The 14,615-nt window shown below is 43.8% G+C and carries 18 protein-coding genes; 7 read left to right on the top strand and 11 right to left on the bottom strand.

Going from position 1 to position 14,615, the window contains the following annotated elements; all coding sequences use genetic code 11:
* Positions 1 to 111: 111 nt before the first annotated feature.
* The gene (locus CVD19_RS23050) at positions 112 to 1,323 is read right to left on the bottom strand and encodes an ABC transporter permease (RefSeq protein WP_101585526.1); all 1,212 of its coding nucleotides are present in this window, start codon (positions 1,321 to 1,323) and stop codon (positions 112 to 114) included.
* A complete protein-coding gene (locus CVD19_RS23045) occupies positions 1,316 to 2,056 on the bottom strand; it encodes an ABC transporter ATP-binding protein (protein WP_101585525.1) in 741 nt (246 codons plus the stop codon). Before CVD19_RS23045 ends, CVD19_RS23050 begins: the two co-directional genes overlap by 8 nt.
* 576 nt (positions 2,057 to 2,632) lie before the next feature.
* Here CVD19_RS23045 and CVD19_RS23040 point away from each other — a divergent pair.
* The 3 genes from CVD19_RS23040 (at position 2,633) to CVD19_RS23030 (ending at position 4,895) form a co-directional block, all read left to right on the top strand.
* Positions 2,633 to 3,052 carry an HIT family protein gene (locus tag CVD19_RS23040; RefSeq protein WP_101585524.1) on the top strand — a complete coding sequence of 140 codons (420 nt, stop codon included), beginning with the start codon at positions 2,633 to 2,635 and terminating at the stop codon, positions 3,050 to 3,052.
* Between the two features lie 118 nt (positions 3,053 to 3,170).
* Positions 3,171 to 4,253, top strand: coding sequence for a phosphoserine transaminase (gene serC / locus CVD19_RS23035; RefSeq protein ID WP_101585523.1), 1,083 nt, complete (start codon positions 3,171 to 3,173; stop codon positions 4,251 to 4,253).
* Between the two features lie 123 nt (positions 4,254 to 4,376).
* Positions 4,377 to 4,895: a tryptophan transporter gene (locus CVD19_RS23030; RefSeq protein WP_101585522.1), complete on the top strand. Its 519-nt coding sequence runs from the start codon at positions 4,377 to 4,379 to the stop codon at positions 4,893 to 4,895.
* Positions 4,896 to 5,025: 130 nt separating this feature from the next.
* Here CVD19_RS23030 and CVD19_RS23025 read toward each other — a convergent pair whose 3' ends face one another.
* Positions 5,026 to 5,208, bottom strand: a complete 183-nt coding sequence (locus CVD19_RS23025) for a hypothetical protein (RefSeq protein ID WP_101585521.1) — start codon at positions 5,206 to 5,208, stop codon at positions 5,026 to 5,028.
* A gap of 223 nt (positions 5,209 to 5,431) precedes the next feature.
* Here CVD19_RS23025 and CVD19_RS23020 point away from each other — a divergent pair, with 223 nt between their 5' ends.
* A complete protein-coding gene (locus tag CVD19_RS23020; RefSeq protein WP_101585520.1) occupies positions 5,432 to 5,797 on the top strand; it encodes a YtxH domain-containing protein in 366 nt (121 codons plus the stop codon).
* A gap of 226 nt (positions 5,798 to 6,023) precedes the next feature.
* A complete protein-coding gene (locus CVD19_RS23015) occupies positions 6,024 to 6,599 on the top strand; it encodes an HTH-type transcriptional regulator Hpr (RefSeq protein ID WP_101585519.1) in 576 nt (191 codons plus the stop codon).
* A 2-nt stretch (positions 6,600 to 6,601) separates the two neighbouring features.
* Here CVD19_RS23015 and CVD19_RS23010 read toward each other — a convergent pair whose 3' ends face one another.
* Positions 6,602 to 6,937 carry a DUF1878 family protein gene (locus CVD19_RS23010; protein WP_180953759.1) on the bottom strand — a complete coding sequence of 112 codons (336 nt, stop codon included), beginning with the start codon at positions 6,935 to 6,937 and terminating at the stop codon, positions 6,602 to 6,604.
* A 238-nt stretch (positions 6,938 to 7,175) separates the two neighbouring features.
* Here CVD19_RS23010 and CVD19_RS25660 point away from each other — a divergent pair, with 238 nt between their 5' ends.
* Entirely contained in the window at positions 7,176 to 7,364 is a 189-nt protein-coding gene (locus CVD19_RS25660) for a hypothetical protein (protein ID WP_101585517.1), read from the top strand.
* Between the two features lie 123 nt (positions 7,365 to 7,487).
* Here the strand turns inward: CVD19_RS25660 and CVD19_RS23000 are convergent, their stop codons facing one another.
* The 3 genes from CVD19_RS23000 to CVD19_RS22990 all read right to left on the bottom strand — a co-directional run bounded on the left by CVD19_RS23000 (position 7,488) and on the right by CVD19_RS22990 (position 7,877).
* Positions 7,488 to 7,580 (bottom strand): YjcZ family sporulation protein, encoded by a 93-nt coding sequence (locus tag CVD19_RS23000; RefSeq protein WP_101585516.1) that lies wholly within the window; start codon positions 7,578 to 7,580, stop codon positions 7,488 to 7,490.
* A gap of 37 nt (positions 7,581 to 7,617) precedes the next feature.
* Positions 7,618 to 7,701, bottom strand: coding sequence for a YjcZ family sporulation protein (locus CVD19_RS22995; protein WP_101585515.1), 84 nt, complete (start codon positions 7,699 to 7,701; stop codon positions 7,618 to 7,620).
* Positions 7,702 to 7,796: 95 nt separating this feature from the next.
* Positions 7,797 to 7,877, bottom strand: a complete 81-nt coding sequence (locus tag CVD19_RS22990; RefSeq protein WP_101585514.1) for a YjcZ family sporulation protein — start codon at positions 7,875 to 7,877, stop codon at positions 7,797 to 7,799.
* A gap of 189 nt (positions 7,878 to 8,066) precedes the next feature.
* Here CVD19_RS22990 and CVD19_RS22985 point away from each other — a divergent pair, with 189 nt between their 5' ends.
* Entirely contained in the window at positions 8,067 to 8,933 is an 867-nt protein-coding gene (locus CVD19_RS22985) for a peptidylprolyl isomerase (RefSeq protein ID WP_101585513.1), read from the top strand.
* Between the two features lie 39 nt (positions 8,934 to 8,972).
* Here the strand turns inward: CVD19_RS22985 and CVD19_RS22980 are convergent, their stop codons facing one another.
* The 4 genes from CVD19_RS22980 to CVD19_RS22965 form a co-directional block, all read right to left on the bottom strand.
* Positions 8,973 to 9,155, bottom strand: coding sequence for a sporulation YhaL family protein (locus CVD19_RS22980; RefSeq protein ID WP_101585512.1), 183 nt, complete (start codon positions 9,153 to 9,155; stop codon positions 8,973 to 8,975).
* Between the two features lie 152 nt (positions 9,156 to 9,307).
* Positions 9,308 to 10,252, bottom strand: coding sequence for a 3'-5' exoribonuclease YhaM (gene yhaM / locus CVD19_RS22975; protein WP_101585511.1), 945 nt, complete (start codon positions 10,250 to 10,252; stop codon positions 9,308 to 9,310).
* Positions 10,253 to 10,324: 72 nt separating this feature from the next.
* Positions 10,325 to 13,315 (bottom strand): ATP-binding protein, encoded by a 2,991-nt coding sequence (locus CVD19_RS22970; RefSeq protein WP_101585510.1) that lies wholly within the window; start codon positions 13,313 to 13,315, stop codon positions 10,325 to 10,327.
* Positions 13,312 to 14,562 carry a metallophosphoesterase family protein gene (locus CVD19_RS22965; RefSeq protein ID WP_101585509.1) on the bottom strand — a complete coding sequence of 417 codons (1,251 nt, stop codon included), beginning with the start codon at positions 14,560 to 14,562 and terminating at the stop codon, positions 13,312 to 13,314. Before CVD19_RS22965 ends, CVD19_RS22970 begins: the two co-directional genes overlap by 4 nt.
* Positions 14,563 to 14,615: the final 53 nt, after the last annotated feature.

The following is a 14,615-nucleotide window of genomic DNA, read 5'->3' as shown; positions in this document are numbered from 1 at the left end:
CCTCAAAACGTAAAATACGAAAAAAAGATTAGGGAAAGTTCAAACTCATCCCCTAATCTTTTTTAATTTCATTGCAGTAAATTTAAAGGCTTATATTTTCAGCAGTCTCCATTAAACCTGTCTTCTTTTTTTGCTGTAAACATTCGCAAACCAGAACGAAAACGCCAACCCTACGGCGAAAGCGGCAGCCGCGCCGGCCCACTCTCCTTTTATGAGCAGCGCGGCCGCAAAAAATCCTGACTGGATATACAGCACCAATGATAACAGCCTGGTGAACGCTCTCTCCCTGGCCGTGCCTGTGACCGGGTACAGCTCAGGCCATAGCTTGTTCTGATGGTGGTTCCAGAGCGGAAGCAGCTGAAAGCCGGTTAAGTAAAGGAACAACAAAGTGAACAAAAGCTGCCCCGGGCCATAGGACAGGAAATAGAGCGCCAGTGCTCCAATAAATGTCAGCCTTATGAAAAGTCCGCTATAATCCCCAGCACGGAGGAATGTCCTTGCATAAATATGTGAATAGGTGCCTTCCTGGCTGAAAGGGATTCTGTGCAGCAGCCAGTCCATCCATCTCCGCCGCTTAATCCGGTCCTTAAGCCTGGGAACATCCGTAAATAAATTTGCCACACGGTAAAATGCATTCATCCGCTTTTCTTCCTGGTCTATTAATAATTCCCATTTTAGCCCCTTTTCATGGACCTGGGCGCGGTAATACAGAAGCAAAAACACCATTGGAAGCGCACAGGCAACGGTCAGCCAGATTGCTGCTCCTGAAAACAACAAATATAAAAACACGGAATTAATCAAGAACCGGATGATCATATCGGTTACATGTACGCTTATTTCAATGTAGTACAAGACCTTCCAGCTGACAACAAGATTCAGAGCCTTTAAAATGATCAAAGCAGACAAAAATAGAAAGAATGACCGGAAAGCGCCCCCGCATACCTGCACATACAGCGGCATCAAAACTGCAAGGACCATGAGCAGCAAATACGATTGAATGGCCAGGCTAAAAATGATTGACCTTCTAAAATAGCTTCCCAGCCGGGTTTCAAGGGGCAGCAAGAAGATTTTATCAGCTTCTATCAAGAAAGTGTTGATTGGACTGTATGCAAGCAAAACTCCAAGTGCCCCGGCCATTATCAGGGCAGCAGGGAACTCTGGTCCAAGGGTTTTGATCCATTCCTGATAATAATATGCAGCCGTCCCAATCAGGAATAAAAATACAATGACAAGATGTCCATTGAAAATGTAACGCATATACCGCCCTGTATCTTTCACAAATCGGCTGAATCTCTCTCTCCAGAGTGCATTTGCATCAAACATGATCTTCTTCCTTTGTCAGTTGGATATAAAGATCGTCCAGTGTGGCTCCCGGCATGGAAAACTGCCGCCTGAGATCATCTAGGGTTCCGTTTGCCCGAACTGCCCCTTCATGCAAAATAATGAATCTGTCACAGTACCTTTCGGCAGTGGCAAGAATATGGGTCGACATCAGGATCCCCGCACCGTTCTCCTTCATTTTTTTCATAAGGTCCAAAAGGGATTGTATTCCGAGCGGATCAAGCCCCACGAACGGCTCATCAACAATGTACAGCGCCGGCTGTACAAGGAAGGCGCACATAATCATCACCTTTTGTTTCATTCCTTTGGAAAAATGGGCCGGAAACCATTTAAGCCGCTTTTTCATCCGGAATTCGTCCAGCAAGGCGGACACCCTCGTTTCGTATGTCTGTTCATCGAGCCCGTATGCCATTGCCGTAATTTTCAAGTGTTCCTCGAGGGTCAATTCATCGTACAGGATAGGGGTTTCCGGGACAAATGTAAATTGCTTGCGATATAGTTCCTTTTCTTCCTTAAAAAGGCGGCCGTTGATTTTTATCTCACCCTTATGGGGTTCCATCAGCCCGATTACATGTTTGATTGTCGTGCTCTTGCCCGCACCGTTCAAGCCGATCAAGCCGACAATTTCCTGTTCATTCACGTCGAAGGAAACATTTTTCAATACCGGGTTTCGCGTATATCCCCCGGTAAGATTATTTATTTCTAATAAAGCCATCACACATCCTCCAAATTGGATTTCACTCCTATATTATCACAAATGACATGTCCGTTTTCCACTTCAGACAATCGCGCCCTTGCGACCAGACTGGCACAAAAAAATAAATAATAAGAACGTCTTTTGGACAATCTATTTAGCGGAGGGGAAAACATCCAACAATCGGAATGAGGTGTCTGTAAAAGACATATAATTCGATTTCAAAGCTTCCAACCGTTCATCTAAGTGGATGGTTGCATTGCAATATGTGCAAATGCTAACCTTTCCGTTCTTGCGTCACCCCACATTTTGAAATGAGGTGTGTGTCAAAGATCATAGCCGCTTTATACGTTGTGAAACCTATAAAGATTACAGGAGATGGTCAGCTTGAACACAGGTCCTTTCTGACACATCATTTAAAGCAAATGATGTGTGCACAAACGGAGCCTGCTTAGACTAAAATGCCCAGAAGCAGCTTTTCCCCTCCAGGACAGGATTCTCCGGAATCCTGTCTTTCTTTATTCGCTGATTGCTTTATGCTGCAACATTAATTGTGATAAAATACCAGAAAGGTCTTAAATTGAAAGGGTGTAAGCAATGAGCGACTGTATTTTTTGTAAAATCATTAACGGTGACATCCCTGCTGCCAAGGTTTTTGAAAATGAGCATGTGCTGGCATTCCTCGATATCAGCCAGGTCACGAAAGGGCATACCCTGATGATTCCCAAAGTACATAAAGAAAACATATTTGAGCTGACCGAAGACGTCGCGGCCAATCTGTTCAAGGCGGTCCCTGCTGTCGCAAATGCCATCAGGTCAGCTTTTAATCCCATTGGCATGAATATTCTTAACAACAACGGAGAGGCGGCCGGCCAAACCGTGTTCCACTACCATATCCACCTGCTTCCGCGTTACGGAACGGATGACGGTTTTGGGGCTGTATGGAAAACAAATAATGACCGATACACCTTAGAGGATTACCAAAACATGGCTTCTGAAATTAACAGGCATTTATAGCTTCTGCATACAAGCAGAAGTTTTTTTATATAGAAAAGTTCACAATTATCTGCTAACATTATTTTTAATTTTAATTCGTTAATGCGTTACTGTAACTTTGAATTACGGGGGGATACTGATGAATCGTGCATTAAATTTCAATGCAGGGCCTGCTGCTTTGCCTGAGGCTGTCCTTGAAAGGGCGCAAAAGGAATGGATCAATTTTAACGGAACAGGCATGGCTGTAATGGAGCTCAGCCACCGAAGCAAGGAGTATCAAGCCATACAGGAAAGGGCGCAGAATCTTTTCCGAAAGCTGCTTGATGTTCCTGACACATACGAGGTTTTGTTTTTGCAGGGAGGGGCAAGCCTGCAGTTTACAATGGTGCCGATGAATCTTCTTGACAGGGAAACCACAGGGTATTATGTGTTGACAGGCGTCTGGTCGGAGAAAGCATTGTCCGAGGCTGAAAAAATCGGTAACGCATCTGTCTGTGCCTCTGGGAAAGATAGCAACTATAAAATAATTCCCGATGTGAAATCCATACATACAGGAGATGATGCTGCATACCTCCACATCACCAGCAACAACACGATTTTCGGGACACAGTGGCATGAAACTCCTGAAGTTTCGGGTGCACCCCTCGTTGCGGATATGTCCAGTGATATTTTAAGCAGGCCAGTCGACATCAGCAAGTATGGATTGATTTATGCCGGTGCCCAAAAAAACCTTGGGCCCTCAGGTGTCACGGTCGTCGTGATCGATAAAGAACTTCTGAAGCGTTCAAAGGAATCGCTCCCGATCATGCTGAATTATGCGACGCATGCTAAAAACAGCTCACTCTATAATACGCCGCCCACGCTGGCTGTCTATCTGCTCATGCTTGTGCTTGAATGGGCGGAAGAAATGGGCGGAGCCGTTGCTTTAGAAAAGATGAACAAAGAAAAGGCGGCGCTCCTCTACAATGAAATTGATGAGAGCGGCGGCTTTTACAAAGGGCACGCGGACAAGAGCAGCCGTTCCTTGATGAATGTTACTTTCACCCTTGAAAAAACGGAAGCCGAAGCAGCATTCCTATCCAAAGCAAAGGAGCATGGCTTTATCGGTCTTAACGGCCACAGGTCTGTCGGAGGATGCCGGGCGTCCATATACAATGCAGTCCCTATCCAGCACGTGGAAAAACTGGCCCAGTTCATGCGTGAATTCAGATTACGCTATTGACAGAATTTAATGCTTTATCAAAAGGAAAATTATGATATAATGATAGCAACCTTTTCGCTGCAGGCGACAGCGCACTGCAGGAGAAGCAAAAGTTTAGCTAGATTAGCAGAGGAGAGAAGAGAAATGAATACGAAGAATCTTGTTGCACTTTCACTATTGGTGGGAATAGGTGCAGTACTGCATGCAGTTGTACCAGGTATCATCATGGGCATGAAGCCTGACATGATGCTGACGATGATGTTTTTGGGAATCATCCTTTTCCCTGACAAAAAGAGTGTTTTTCTAATCGGAGCCGTTACTGGGCTGATTTCTGCATTGACCACAACCTTCCCGGCTGGGCAAATCCCAAATATTATTGACAAAATCGCAACAGCACTTATTTTTTTTGGATTGTTTCTGGCTATCAAAAAGTTCCGTTTTTCAGTCGTAAGTGCCGCCGTTCTGACAGCGGTCGGTACCATCATTTCCGGGATTGTGTTCCTTGGTTCAGCCTACTTTATTGCCGGGCTTCCTGGTCCGTTTGTCGCCTTGTTTGCAGGGGTTGTACTTCCGGCAACTGCATTTAACACTGTATTTATGGTAATTTTATACCCAGTGGCAGCATCTATTTTCAAACGCACCAAACTTGTGGAAGCTAATTAATGTCAACATAAAAAGAACCCTATAAATTTGGGTTCTTTTTTTCTTGCCAAAAACGGCATTGTTGGCTTGGTATGCCTGTCTCAAATACAATAGAAAAATCTGTGCTCATTTCAATGTATGCCCTCGTTCATCAACCCAGCAAGGAAAACAGAAGTCCGGCTAAAAAAAGGACCGCTCCACCGATTGCGAACACTCCTGCCCTCTTTTTCAGAAGTTTTTTTGGAGGATAGATCCCCGGCTTCCGGGACGCCAGGAAAAAGTTGATCGATCCGATAAACAGTAAGATGCTCACTCCAAATATGATCCCGACCATTTTTGCCCCCTTCTCTCCCATAAGCTTTAACCGCATATTCAATTCATATGCCTTTCATTTTCCTGCTATGAAGCTTTAACGGTTTATTTCTCTTATTTTAGGAAAAATAATCGTATAGCCATTTTTGCCATGAATCTTGTTTTATCCAGGATTTCTTCACCAAAAAGGAATTTTCGCTTCGGATGAAGAAATCTTATAGAAAAAGAAATATGAGGTGAACGTTATGAAAGCAAAAAGTGTGTTGATGGGGCTTATTGCCGGCGGAGCAGCAGCCGGGATTATTACCCTTTTGACAGCACCAGCATCCGGACGCGAAACAAGACGGAATTTAAAAGCTCACAAGGATGAGGTTATGGGACATTTGAAAGATGTGAAGGACAGTGTCATCGAATTAAAAAATACCGTTTCCACTGCTACGAAAGAAGGAAAATCAGGGATCAACACATTTGTCCACGATTTGAAGCTTGCAATTTACGAATGGAAATTAAGCACTGATTCAAATAAAGCGGAGCTTCAAAAAGATATAATGGAAATCGAACATGCCATCCAGGAGCTTGAATCCGAACTTTCCCCAACTGCCAAGCAATAGATCAAAGCCTTCCTCCTCCACTTCATGAGGGCGAGGAAGGTTTTTTTCTCGATTTTTTCAGATGGTAATATATTATTAAAATAGTTGTTTTTCAAAAAAAAGGAATAATCACCTGAAAACAGAATACTTAATATAATTTCACAAAATTTTGTAAATTTATATCTTTATTAATTTTTGTTTTATTGGCATAATGAAAATAGAATCAAAAAAGTAGGTGAAAATGGGGATGTCGGAGAAAAATTATTCAATGAAGGAAGCGATGCTGTTTAGCCAGAGAATCGCCCAATTAAGCAAAGCCCTTTGGAAGTCCATTGAAAAGGACTGGCAGCAATGGATTAAACCATATGATTTAAATATCAATGAACACCATATTTTGTGGATTGCTTACCATTTGAACGGTGCTTCCATTTCGGACGTTGCCAAATTCGGTGTGATGCACGTTTCCACAGCTTTTAACTTCTCGAAGAAGCTGGAGGAAAGAGGATTTCTCAAATTTTCAAAAAAAGAAACTGATAAAAGAAACACCTATGTCCAGCTTACAAAACAGGGTGAAGAAGTATTACTGGACCTGATGGAAAACTATGACCCTCATAAAAACGCAGCATTTTCCGGGGCCATGCCTTTACGTGAACTATATGGGAAATTTCCTGACGTCATTGAAATCATGGCGATTGTGCGCAATATTTATGGCGATGATTTTATGGAGATATTTGAAAAATCTTTTGCTAATATCGAAAGCAAATTTACTGAAGACGACGGCAGATTGCGTAAAAAAGACCCCGCTAAAAAAGAGTATGCATAGGATCAGACATATTTTTTGAATTCGGTCATCAGCGGCATGAAAATTCCCTGATCGAACATGGCATGAACCGTTTCTTTGGGCTGTAGCTTATGTCTGATTGCATCGGTAAATTCTTCGAAAAGCGGATGAAAATGAACAAAACCTTCCGCTTTCTGTTCTTCCAATTCTATGCTCAATTTCTCACATAGTTCATTTATTACTGTCAGTTCCTTCTCGGTAACAGCCTTCTGAATAATCAATTTATTAAACTTGTCTTTATTGCCGGAGATCATCTGTAAGAGCAGCTTTTGATGAAATTCCAGCATGGCGATTTTTTCTGCCAGTTTTTCCAGTCCCATGTTCATCCCTCTTCCGCGTCCCCTCATTCTTTTCTATTAGTATAAACTGGCAATAATGATCTGGAAATGGTTTATCGGATTTCCTGGAAATTTTCTTTTTCAAGAAGTACGTTCATCTTCATGCTGCTTATTAAGGAGAAGCTGTCCTGGCTTTTTTAACTCCCAAAAAACTATCTTTTTTATAAAATATTTGATATTGTATTTAACATAATAATTACGCAAAGGGAGGGAATCTTAGATGATCTCCATTTTTATTTTGTTTATCATTTTTGCCATTTTTATATTATTTTACATAAATAAAATGACAAATTCCCTATGTATTCAAAAAGAAATACCGGAGGAACGCCAAGCAAAAATTTTCCACACTATCAATATATTAGTGACGATCCTGCTTGTATCATCCTATATTGAAATTTTATTTGCATAAAGTACATAGCTAAAGCGGTGGGGATAATCCCCGCCGCTTTATTAACGGTTTCACTCTGCGAGGGCTGCCCCTGAATTTTTTTTCTGATCCAGATTTGAACCCCGAACCTATACATTTACACTTTTATAGCCAAGCCGCTCCGATGATGACTAACAAAATAAAGAGGACAACAAGTAATGCAAATCCTCCGCCATACCATCCTGGTGATCCGGACATATTTATCCTCCTTCCTCTTAAGGCCGCTGCCCATTAATTAACACCAAGCTGCGCCAACAATTACCAACAGGATGAATAATACGACAATCAAAGCAAAACCAGCGCCATATCCTGCACCCATACTAACACCTCCTTCACGAGTTGTTAGAATATCCTATTCACTTCCCGGGGGCGGGGCATAGACAAATATCCCGAAAGGGCCAGATTTTGTTGTTCTTAGCAATAAGAAGCTCCAACAATAATCAACAGAATGAACAACACAACAATCAGCGCAAAACCAGAATGATATCCGGCCAAAGCAAATACCTCCCTTTTTTACTTATCGACATATAATATGAACGCTTTTTTTAACTGCTTGGATGTTTGCCCAATCTATGTATATTAAAAATTACCTGAAAGAATCTTTTTATTCTCAGCGCCATTTATGTTATAGTAATGGTTGTGGGTTGGATAGCCACTAGAAATTTCTGTTAGGAGATGTTCAGCATGAAAAAATGGATCATATCCCTTTCTCTTGCAGCCGGGGTATTAAGTTTAAGTGCATGTAATGGCAATAATGGAAGTTCAGATATCGTTGTTAAGTCTGATGCAGGCAACATTACGAAGGACGATCTATATGAATCAATGAAGGATCAAGTCGGGGAACAGGCGCTTCAGGAGCTTCTGTACAAAAAAGTACTTTCCAAGAAATATACAGTGACTGATGAGGAACTGGACCAAAAAGTACAAGATTTAAAGACCGAGCTTGGAGCCAATTTTGACATGGTGCTTCAGCAAAACCAAATTGCCGACGAAAAACAATTAAAGAAACTTCTTAAAGACCAGCTTTTAATGGAAAAGGCTGCGATGAAGGATGTCAAAGTATCCGAAGAAGAAGTGAAAAAAGCTTATGATGAGTATAAACCGCAAATAAGGGCAAGCCATATTCTTGTCGAGGACGAAAATAAAGCTAAAGAAGTAAAACAAAAGCTTGATGGCGGAGCTAATTTTGAAGATCTAGCAAAAGAATATTCCACTGACAAGGTATCTGCCGAAAAAGGCGGCGACCTGGACTTCTTTGGCCCTGGAGCAATGGTGCCTGAATTCGAGAATGCAGCATATGCCCTTGAAGTAAATCAAGTCAGTGAGCCTGTCAAGTCTGAACACGGCTGGCACATCATTAAAGTGACTGAGAAAAAAGAAAAAGAATCCTATGAAAAAATGAAGGACAAGCTGGAATACGATGCGAAGCTTGCAAAGATTGACCCAACTAAAATGCAGGAAGCCCTGCAGCGTGAGTTGAAAGCTGCGGATGTGGAAATCAAGGACAAAGACCTTAAAGGAATCCTTGATACAAAATCAGCGTCTAAATAATAGACAAAAAGGGTTCCGGACAACCGGAACCCTCTTTTCTCATGAGCCAAAAGACTTCTGCCTCTCTTCTCTTTCCCTTTCAAGCCGTTTGATATAAATTTCCCCTTCACGTTCTATGCTTTCCATTTCCAGCTGTCTTTCTTCCTTCCCGGTTTTCACCGCCATATAGGCGCTGATAAGTATTCCGGCAGCAACAGCAAAAACCCAGATTGGCAATGTCATATATCTCCCTCCCAGCTTAAAGGTTGTCCCAGTAATCTTTTAGTAAATATTATGCAGACATTTAGGAAACATGCCTCCCGGACTGGGAAATCTTTTAAATGGCAAAAAAAAGAATGCCTTCGGAACTCTGGCATTCTTTTTCTATTAAACTATTATTTATGAAATGTCGGCTTGTAGAACGACCGGTTGTCAAGGGCGAACACCCGCTCCGTAAATTCCCCAGGTTTGACTCTGTTTAACGCCCTGTCCATCATATTCATTTTAGCATCAAGATTATCGATATAATGGAGTATCTCAGCTTCCTTGATAAGCGGAGGCTTTGGGCTTCCCCATTCTGCTTTGCCATGGTGGGACAAAACCAGATGCTGCAGGACAATTACCTCTTCACTGTCAATGCCCAGTTCATCTGCTGCTTTTCCAATCTCATTTATCATGATCGTTATATGCCCCAGCAAATTGCCCTCAAGAGTATAGGAAGCGGCAACAGGACCTGACAGTTCCAAAACTTTCCCGAGGTCGTGGAGAATGATCCCGGCATAAAGCAAATCCCTGTCCAGGCTTGGATATAGGCTTGAAATGGATTTAGCCAGGTCAAGCATGCATACTACATGATATGACAGCCCTGACACGAACTCATGATGGTTTTTTGTCGCTGCCGGAAACTCATAAAATGCTTGCTGGTGCTTCTTTAATAAATGCCGTGTAATTCTCTGCAGGTTCGGGTTTTTCATATCAAATATGTACTGTGTAATTTTACTGGCCATTTCATCCTGCCCGATCGGGGCAGTTTCTAAAAAATCCCCTACTTGGACAGAATCGGCGACAGACGCCGGCCTGATCTGCCTGATCTTGAGCTGGTTCCTGCCCCTGTAGTTCTGGATGTCACCCAGTACCTTGACGATATTCTCCGCACTGTACCTGGCTTCATCCCCCTCGGATACGTCCCACAGCTTCGCTTCAATATCTCCGGTTTTATCCTGTAAAATCAAAGTCAAAAACGGCTTGCCATTGCTGGCTATGCCTTTCGATGACTGTTTTATCAACAAAAACAGCTCTACCTGCTCCCCGACATCATATTGAAGAATTCCTTTATTCATGAACTGCCACTCCTTCCCATGACATAGTATATCATAACTTTGTGCTGCCGTTTTGGCGTTATATAACTGGACTTACTTGGCCAGGCTGGCGTTTTTCCCCTCAAGGTTGTACACTTCGTCGCTATGAAAGTTTTCAAGCAGGTGCCGGTGGCAGGTAAAAAACAATACCTGGTTGTCTGAAAACTTGCGCAACAGTTCCATGATCCTCCGCGTCCTTTTGTGGTCAAAATTAACGAAGCTGTCATCAATGATGACCGGCAGCTTAAAATGGTCATACAGCGTGACCGCAAGTGCCAGCCTCAATGAAACATACACTTGCTCGGCGGTTGCCTGGCTCAGTTCGTTTGCCTCAAACAGAATGTGATCCTTTCTTTCTATCAAAAAACCGCTTCCCGATCCATCGGGGAGTATCCTCACATAATTCCCGCCAGTCATGTGCACGAGGAATTCCTGTGCTTTGGCAAGCATTTTCGGCATCCGTTCGGCTTTGTACCTTTCTATCGTTTTCGCCAGCAAATCACGGGCAATGGCATATTTTGCCCATACTCTTGCTTCCTCGTCAAACTCATGCTTTTTTTGTTTGTACCGGTGCAGGAGATCACCATGCAGTCCTCCCTCTTCAAGAACCGCAGCCTGGTGTTTTACTGATGCCAGCCTGTCCAGTGCGGCTGCAAGCTGGTTCTTGTTGTCGTCCATCAACTTTTCAAGCTCGGTTAATTGTTGTTGAGGCAGTTCCCCGGACAGGATTTTTATCCTTTCCTCGTCAGTGACCCTGGCAGCTTGCAGATGGTATGCGAGGCTTGCGAGCTGCTCCTTCCATTTTTTCTGCTGTTCTGCTTTCCCCGCCTGCACCCGGTAGGAATTCTCATCCTCCACAAAAGACACTTGAAACAACTTTACCTTTTCATTCTGCAAATGTGATTTTTCTGCTTCCAGCCTTCCCAGTTCGTCTTCAAGCTCACTGAACCTGAGGCTAATGTCACGGAATCTTGCATGGCGGTCAATCTCTTCCCGCAATTTTTTTCTTAAAAAGGCTGCTGTTTCCATAATCGAGAGGCCAGTATTTTGCAAAAACCTCTCAGCAAGCTCTGTAAATGCCGTAAGCAATGATTTTGCTTCTGATTCTGAAGCAGCAATTCTTTCTTTTATCCTGATTCGTTCCCGGAACAGCTCCTTCTGTTTTTCCAACAGCAAAAACGATTCGAATATCCGTCCCGGGCTTGCGTCTTCCGTCAGCCCGATTTTATCCGCCAGGCTGCGCTGTTTTTCCAGCAGGGAAGAGTATTGAAGCTCCCATTTTTCAAACTGGCCGATCACTTTTTCATAACGTTTGTATTGCTGTTGAACCTTTGACGTCAATGAATTGTAATCATTACGAATCCGGTCATCTTCGGCGATGGCTGCCATAATTGCCTCAACATCATGCCCAGTATATGAGTTTATAGTTTTTGCAAGCTCGCCTGCTTTTTTTGTGAGTTCTTCCAGGTCCTGTTCCCAGGATTTTAACGGCCTTTTAACCCTTGCTCTGAGGTAAAATATACTCAGCAGGATCATCCCGGCCAGACCGGATGCCCACGCTGGCCATTGATCCAAAAGGAAACCAGCGAGAACGAGGGCTGCAAAAACGGTGGCAAGAAGGGCAAATTGAATCATTTCATTTTTGCGATGCTGTTTTTCGCGTTCAGCGTTGGACTTTGCAGCGGTGATTTGCTTTTGGATCTGTTCCAGCTCTGACTGCATCAATTCTTTGTTGGCTAAAACCGCCGTCTGTTTTTCCATTTCACTCCTGGCTTGCTGGTCCAGAAGCCGCTGCTTTAGTTTTTGTGCGGATTGTTCAAGTGCTTCCAGCTCGGCTTTTTCCTCATTGAAACTATCTTCGAGATCCTGCTTCTTGCCAGTTAACCGCTGCAGCTCCCGCTGAATTTCTTCAGCCTGCTCTCTGATGAAGACACTCGTATTGACAGCAGCAATCGTCTGTTCGTCGAAGTCAGCATGCAGGCTGTCATTGATGCTGTCTATCTCTTCGTTAATTTCTTCCAGACTGATTTTCCACTGGGTGACATTTTGCCTTTGCTGCTCGTAGACGGGGATCCGCTCCAACTGGGAAGTAATCTGTGCTTCCATATTAAGCAATTCAAAGTCTGGTTTCCCTGCTTCGGCTTCTTTTCGAAGCAATGCAAGCCTTTCTTTACCGGACATGAGTTTTGCCTCAAATGGTTTGAGAAGCTGTTCTATTTGTTCGAGGCGGTTGATCCCATCAGGCGGAAATGGCACTTCACCCAATTCGTGCAGCTGGCTTTTCAGGTGCGCCTCCTCAAGAATGATCGGTTGAATCCTGCTTAATTCTTTCAGCCTGGAAGCCTTTTTTTGCAGTTCGGACGCTTCCATATGTAAATCTGACACTTTCTTTTCAAGCGAATCCTTCTCAGTTTGAAGGAGATAATACAGGTCATTTTGCTGTTCGGTTTTCTTTAAGCTCGCATGGAGCTCGCGAAGCTCCTTCAATTTTTCATTCAAAACGGGTTTTTTGCCGTTAGGCTTAAAACGCTGTTCCATTTCTTTCAGCAACACGTTTTCCGCACTGAAAAGGCTGTCTGTCCCAATTGTCCCGGCAGAAAACAGGTATCTGCCCAAGTCTTCACCCTTGATGTTTTGGACATTTTGCAGCCCATGGATATTAAATGAAAAAATCGCCTGGTAGATGCCTTTATCAATCCCTGAAAGCAATTTCTTTAATAATTCCTCTCCCCCAAACGTCCCGTCCTCAAGAATGACTGTCACGTCCCCGGCCGCCTTCCCTTTGATCCTCTCGATCGAAACAATGCCGTACCCGGGGAAAAATGCTTTCAGCAATCCTCCATATTTGGATTGCTTTTTCGGTTCATAGCGCAGCTCTGACTGCTGACGGGTCGGAAAGCCGAACAAAATACTGTGGATGAACGACATGATGGTCGATTTCCCAGCTTCATTTTCACCATAGATTACTTGTAAATCGAGCATCCCAGTCATTTTAAAGTTTTCTAGCTTACCGTATCCATATATATGCAATTCCGTTATTTTCATACTGTCTCCTCCTTCCCAAGCATTTTATTTTTCAGAAGGAGTTTAAGGAGCAGCTTTTCAGCGTCCGATAGCAGCATCTGCTCTTCTTCTTCCGTGATCCTCTCAAGGTACCTCCGGGCCGAATGATGATTGAATAACGGGGATAGAGCCTGGCCAGCTTCCTGGTATCCATCAATGGCAGCAAACATCTCCTCAAAAAAATCCCCCTGTGCCATAAGCTGTTCCCTTGTTGCGGTGTATGCTTCGGTGTAGGACAAGTTGAAAAGCCACACGAACGATTCTTCATCATTCTCTTCCTCCTGAAGGATGTCAAGGAGTTCAGCAGGACCCGAATGGGCAAGAAGACTGCTTTGAGCCAGATTCATATTTTCGATCTGTAATGACAACAGCACTCCCTTCCCCTCAATCCGCGCTGCTTCAACCGCAGTTTTGCATAGTTGGTAAAGGTCATGAAACGCAGACACTGATGACCCATCGATTTTCACGTCCCTCCAAATGACATCAGCTGTTTCAACAAAATTCACGGAAGCTCCGGCCTCCGTCAAGCCCACTAAATAGCAGCCCTTCTCACCGGACTCCTTTTTGTTCCGGCCCTGCGGGTTTCCAGGATAAAGCGCAGGTGGTTCTGTCGAAATCACGGATCTTTTATGGATATGTCCAAGCGCCCAATAGTCGAACTGCCTGGCAGCAAGGTCTGCAACCCCAAACGGGGCATAGTTCCCATGCTCCTTCGCACCGTCTGCATTGCCATGGAGGATGCCGATATGATAATCAGCGCCTTCCTTTTTTTCATATCTTTCAATCCAGCGCCCTGTCACATGCCTTTCGGGGTAGCTGAATCCATACAGGTGGACGGTGGAGCCGGCGCCCGTTTTCACTGTTTTCACTTCCACTTTGTCCCGGAATACATGGACATTGCCAGGGTATTTCATCTGTGCCCAGGAACCACCAAGATGGTCATGGTTTCCATGGATGACATACACAGGGATGCCATTGTCGCACAGCCTGTCCATTTCCCTTTTAAACCGTGCCTGGGCACGGAGGCTCCGATCCTCCCCGTCAAAAATATCACCAGCAATAATGACGAAGTCCACCTGATGCCGGATCGCTGCTTCAGTGATATTTTCAAGTGCCTTGAATGTGCTTTCCTGCAGCCGTTTAAAAATATGGCCCGGCAAGTTCTTCAATCCAACCATCGGGCTGTCAAGATGGAGGTCAGCCGTATGTAAAAAAGTTACCTGTCCCATAGCAAAAATCCTTTCAACCGTCTTTTTCTTTATTTTAGCACTAGGGGAAACCG

The sequence above is a fragment of the Bacillus sp. T33-2 genome (assembly GCF_002860205.1).
In the GTDB taxonomy this organism is placed as follows: Bacteria; Bacillota; Bacilli; order Bacillales; family Cytobacillaceae; genus T33-2.
This window is presented reverse-complemented; position numbering and strand designations above follow the sequence as displayed.

What these genes read in the sequence shown, in the direction of transcription:
- CVD19_RS23025 (WP_101585521.1), bottom strand. Translation starts at nt 5,208, where the DNA reads ATGGTCGGGATCATATTTGGAGTGAGCATCTTACTGTTTATCGGATCG.
- CVD19_RS23000 (WP_101585516.1), bottom strand. Translation starts at nt 7,580, where the DNA reads ATGTCCGGATCACCAGGATGGTATGGCGGAGGATTTGCATTACTTGTT.
- CVD19_RS23045 (WP_101585525.1), bottom strand. Translation starts at nt 2,056, where the DNA reads ATGGCTTTATTAGAAATAAATAATCTTACCGGGGGATATACGCGAAAC.
- yhaM (WP_101585511.1), bottom strand. Translation starts at nt 10,252, where the DNA reads ATGAATAAAGGAATTCTTCAATATGATGTCGGGGAGCAGGTAGAGCTG.
- CVD19_RS23020 (WP_101585520.1), top strand. Translation starts at nt 5,432, where the DNA reads ATGAAAGCAAAAAGTGTGTTGATGGGGCTTATTGCCGGCGGAGCAGCA.
- CVD19_RS23030 (WP_101585522.1), top strand. Translation starts at nt 4,377, where the DNA reads ATGAATACGAAGAATCTTGTTGCACTTTCACTATTGGTGGGAATAGGT.
- CVD19_RS22995 (WP_101585515.1), bottom strand. Translation starts at nt 7,701, where the DNA reads ATGGGTGCAGGATATGGCGCTGGTTTTGCTTTGATTGTCGTATTATTC.
- CVD19_RS22985 (WP_101585513.1), top strand. Translation starts at nt 8,067, where the DNA reads ATGAAAAAATGGATCATATCCCTTTCTCTTGCAGCCGGGGTATTAAGT.
- CVD19_RS22970 (WP_101585510.1), bottom strand. Translation starts at nt 13,315, where the DNA reads ATGAAAATAACGGAATTGCATATATATGGATACGGTAAGCTAGAAAAC.
- CVD19_RS25660 (WP_101585517.1), top strand. Translation starts at nt 7,176, where the DNA reads ATGATCTCCATTTTTATTTTGTTTATCATTTTTGCCATTTTTATATTA.
- CVD19_RS23050 (WP_101585526.1), bottom strand. Translation starts at nt 1,323, where the DNA reads ATGTTTGATGCAAATGCACTCTGGAGAGAGAGATTCAGCCGATTTGTG.
- CVD19_RS23010 (WP_180953759.1), bottom strand. Translation starts at nt 6,937, where the DNA reads ATGGGACTGGAAAAACTGGCAGAAAAAATCGCCATGCTGGAATTTCAT.
- CVD19_RS23015 (WP_101585519.1), top strand. Translation starts at nt 6,024, where the DNA reads ATGTCGGAGAAAAATTATTCAATGAAGGAAGCGATGCTGTTTAGCCAG.
- CVD19_RS22980 (WP_101585512.1), bottom strand. Translation starts at nt 9,155, where the DNA reads ATGACATTGCCAATCTGGGTTTTTGCTGTTGCTGCCGGAATACTTATC.
- serC (WP_101585523.1), top strand. Translation starts at nt 3,171, where the DNA reads ATGAATCGTGCATTAAATTTCAATGCAGGGCCTGCTGCTTTGCCTGAG.
- CVD19_RS23040 (WP_101585524.1), top strand. Translation starts at nt 2,633, where the DNA reads ATGAGCGACTGTATTTTTTGTAAAATCATTAACGGTGACATCCCTGCT.
- CVD19_RS22965 (WP_101585509.1), bottom strand. Translation starts at nt 14,562, where the DNA reads ATGGGACAGGTAACTTTTTTACATACGGCTGACCTCCATCTTGACAGC.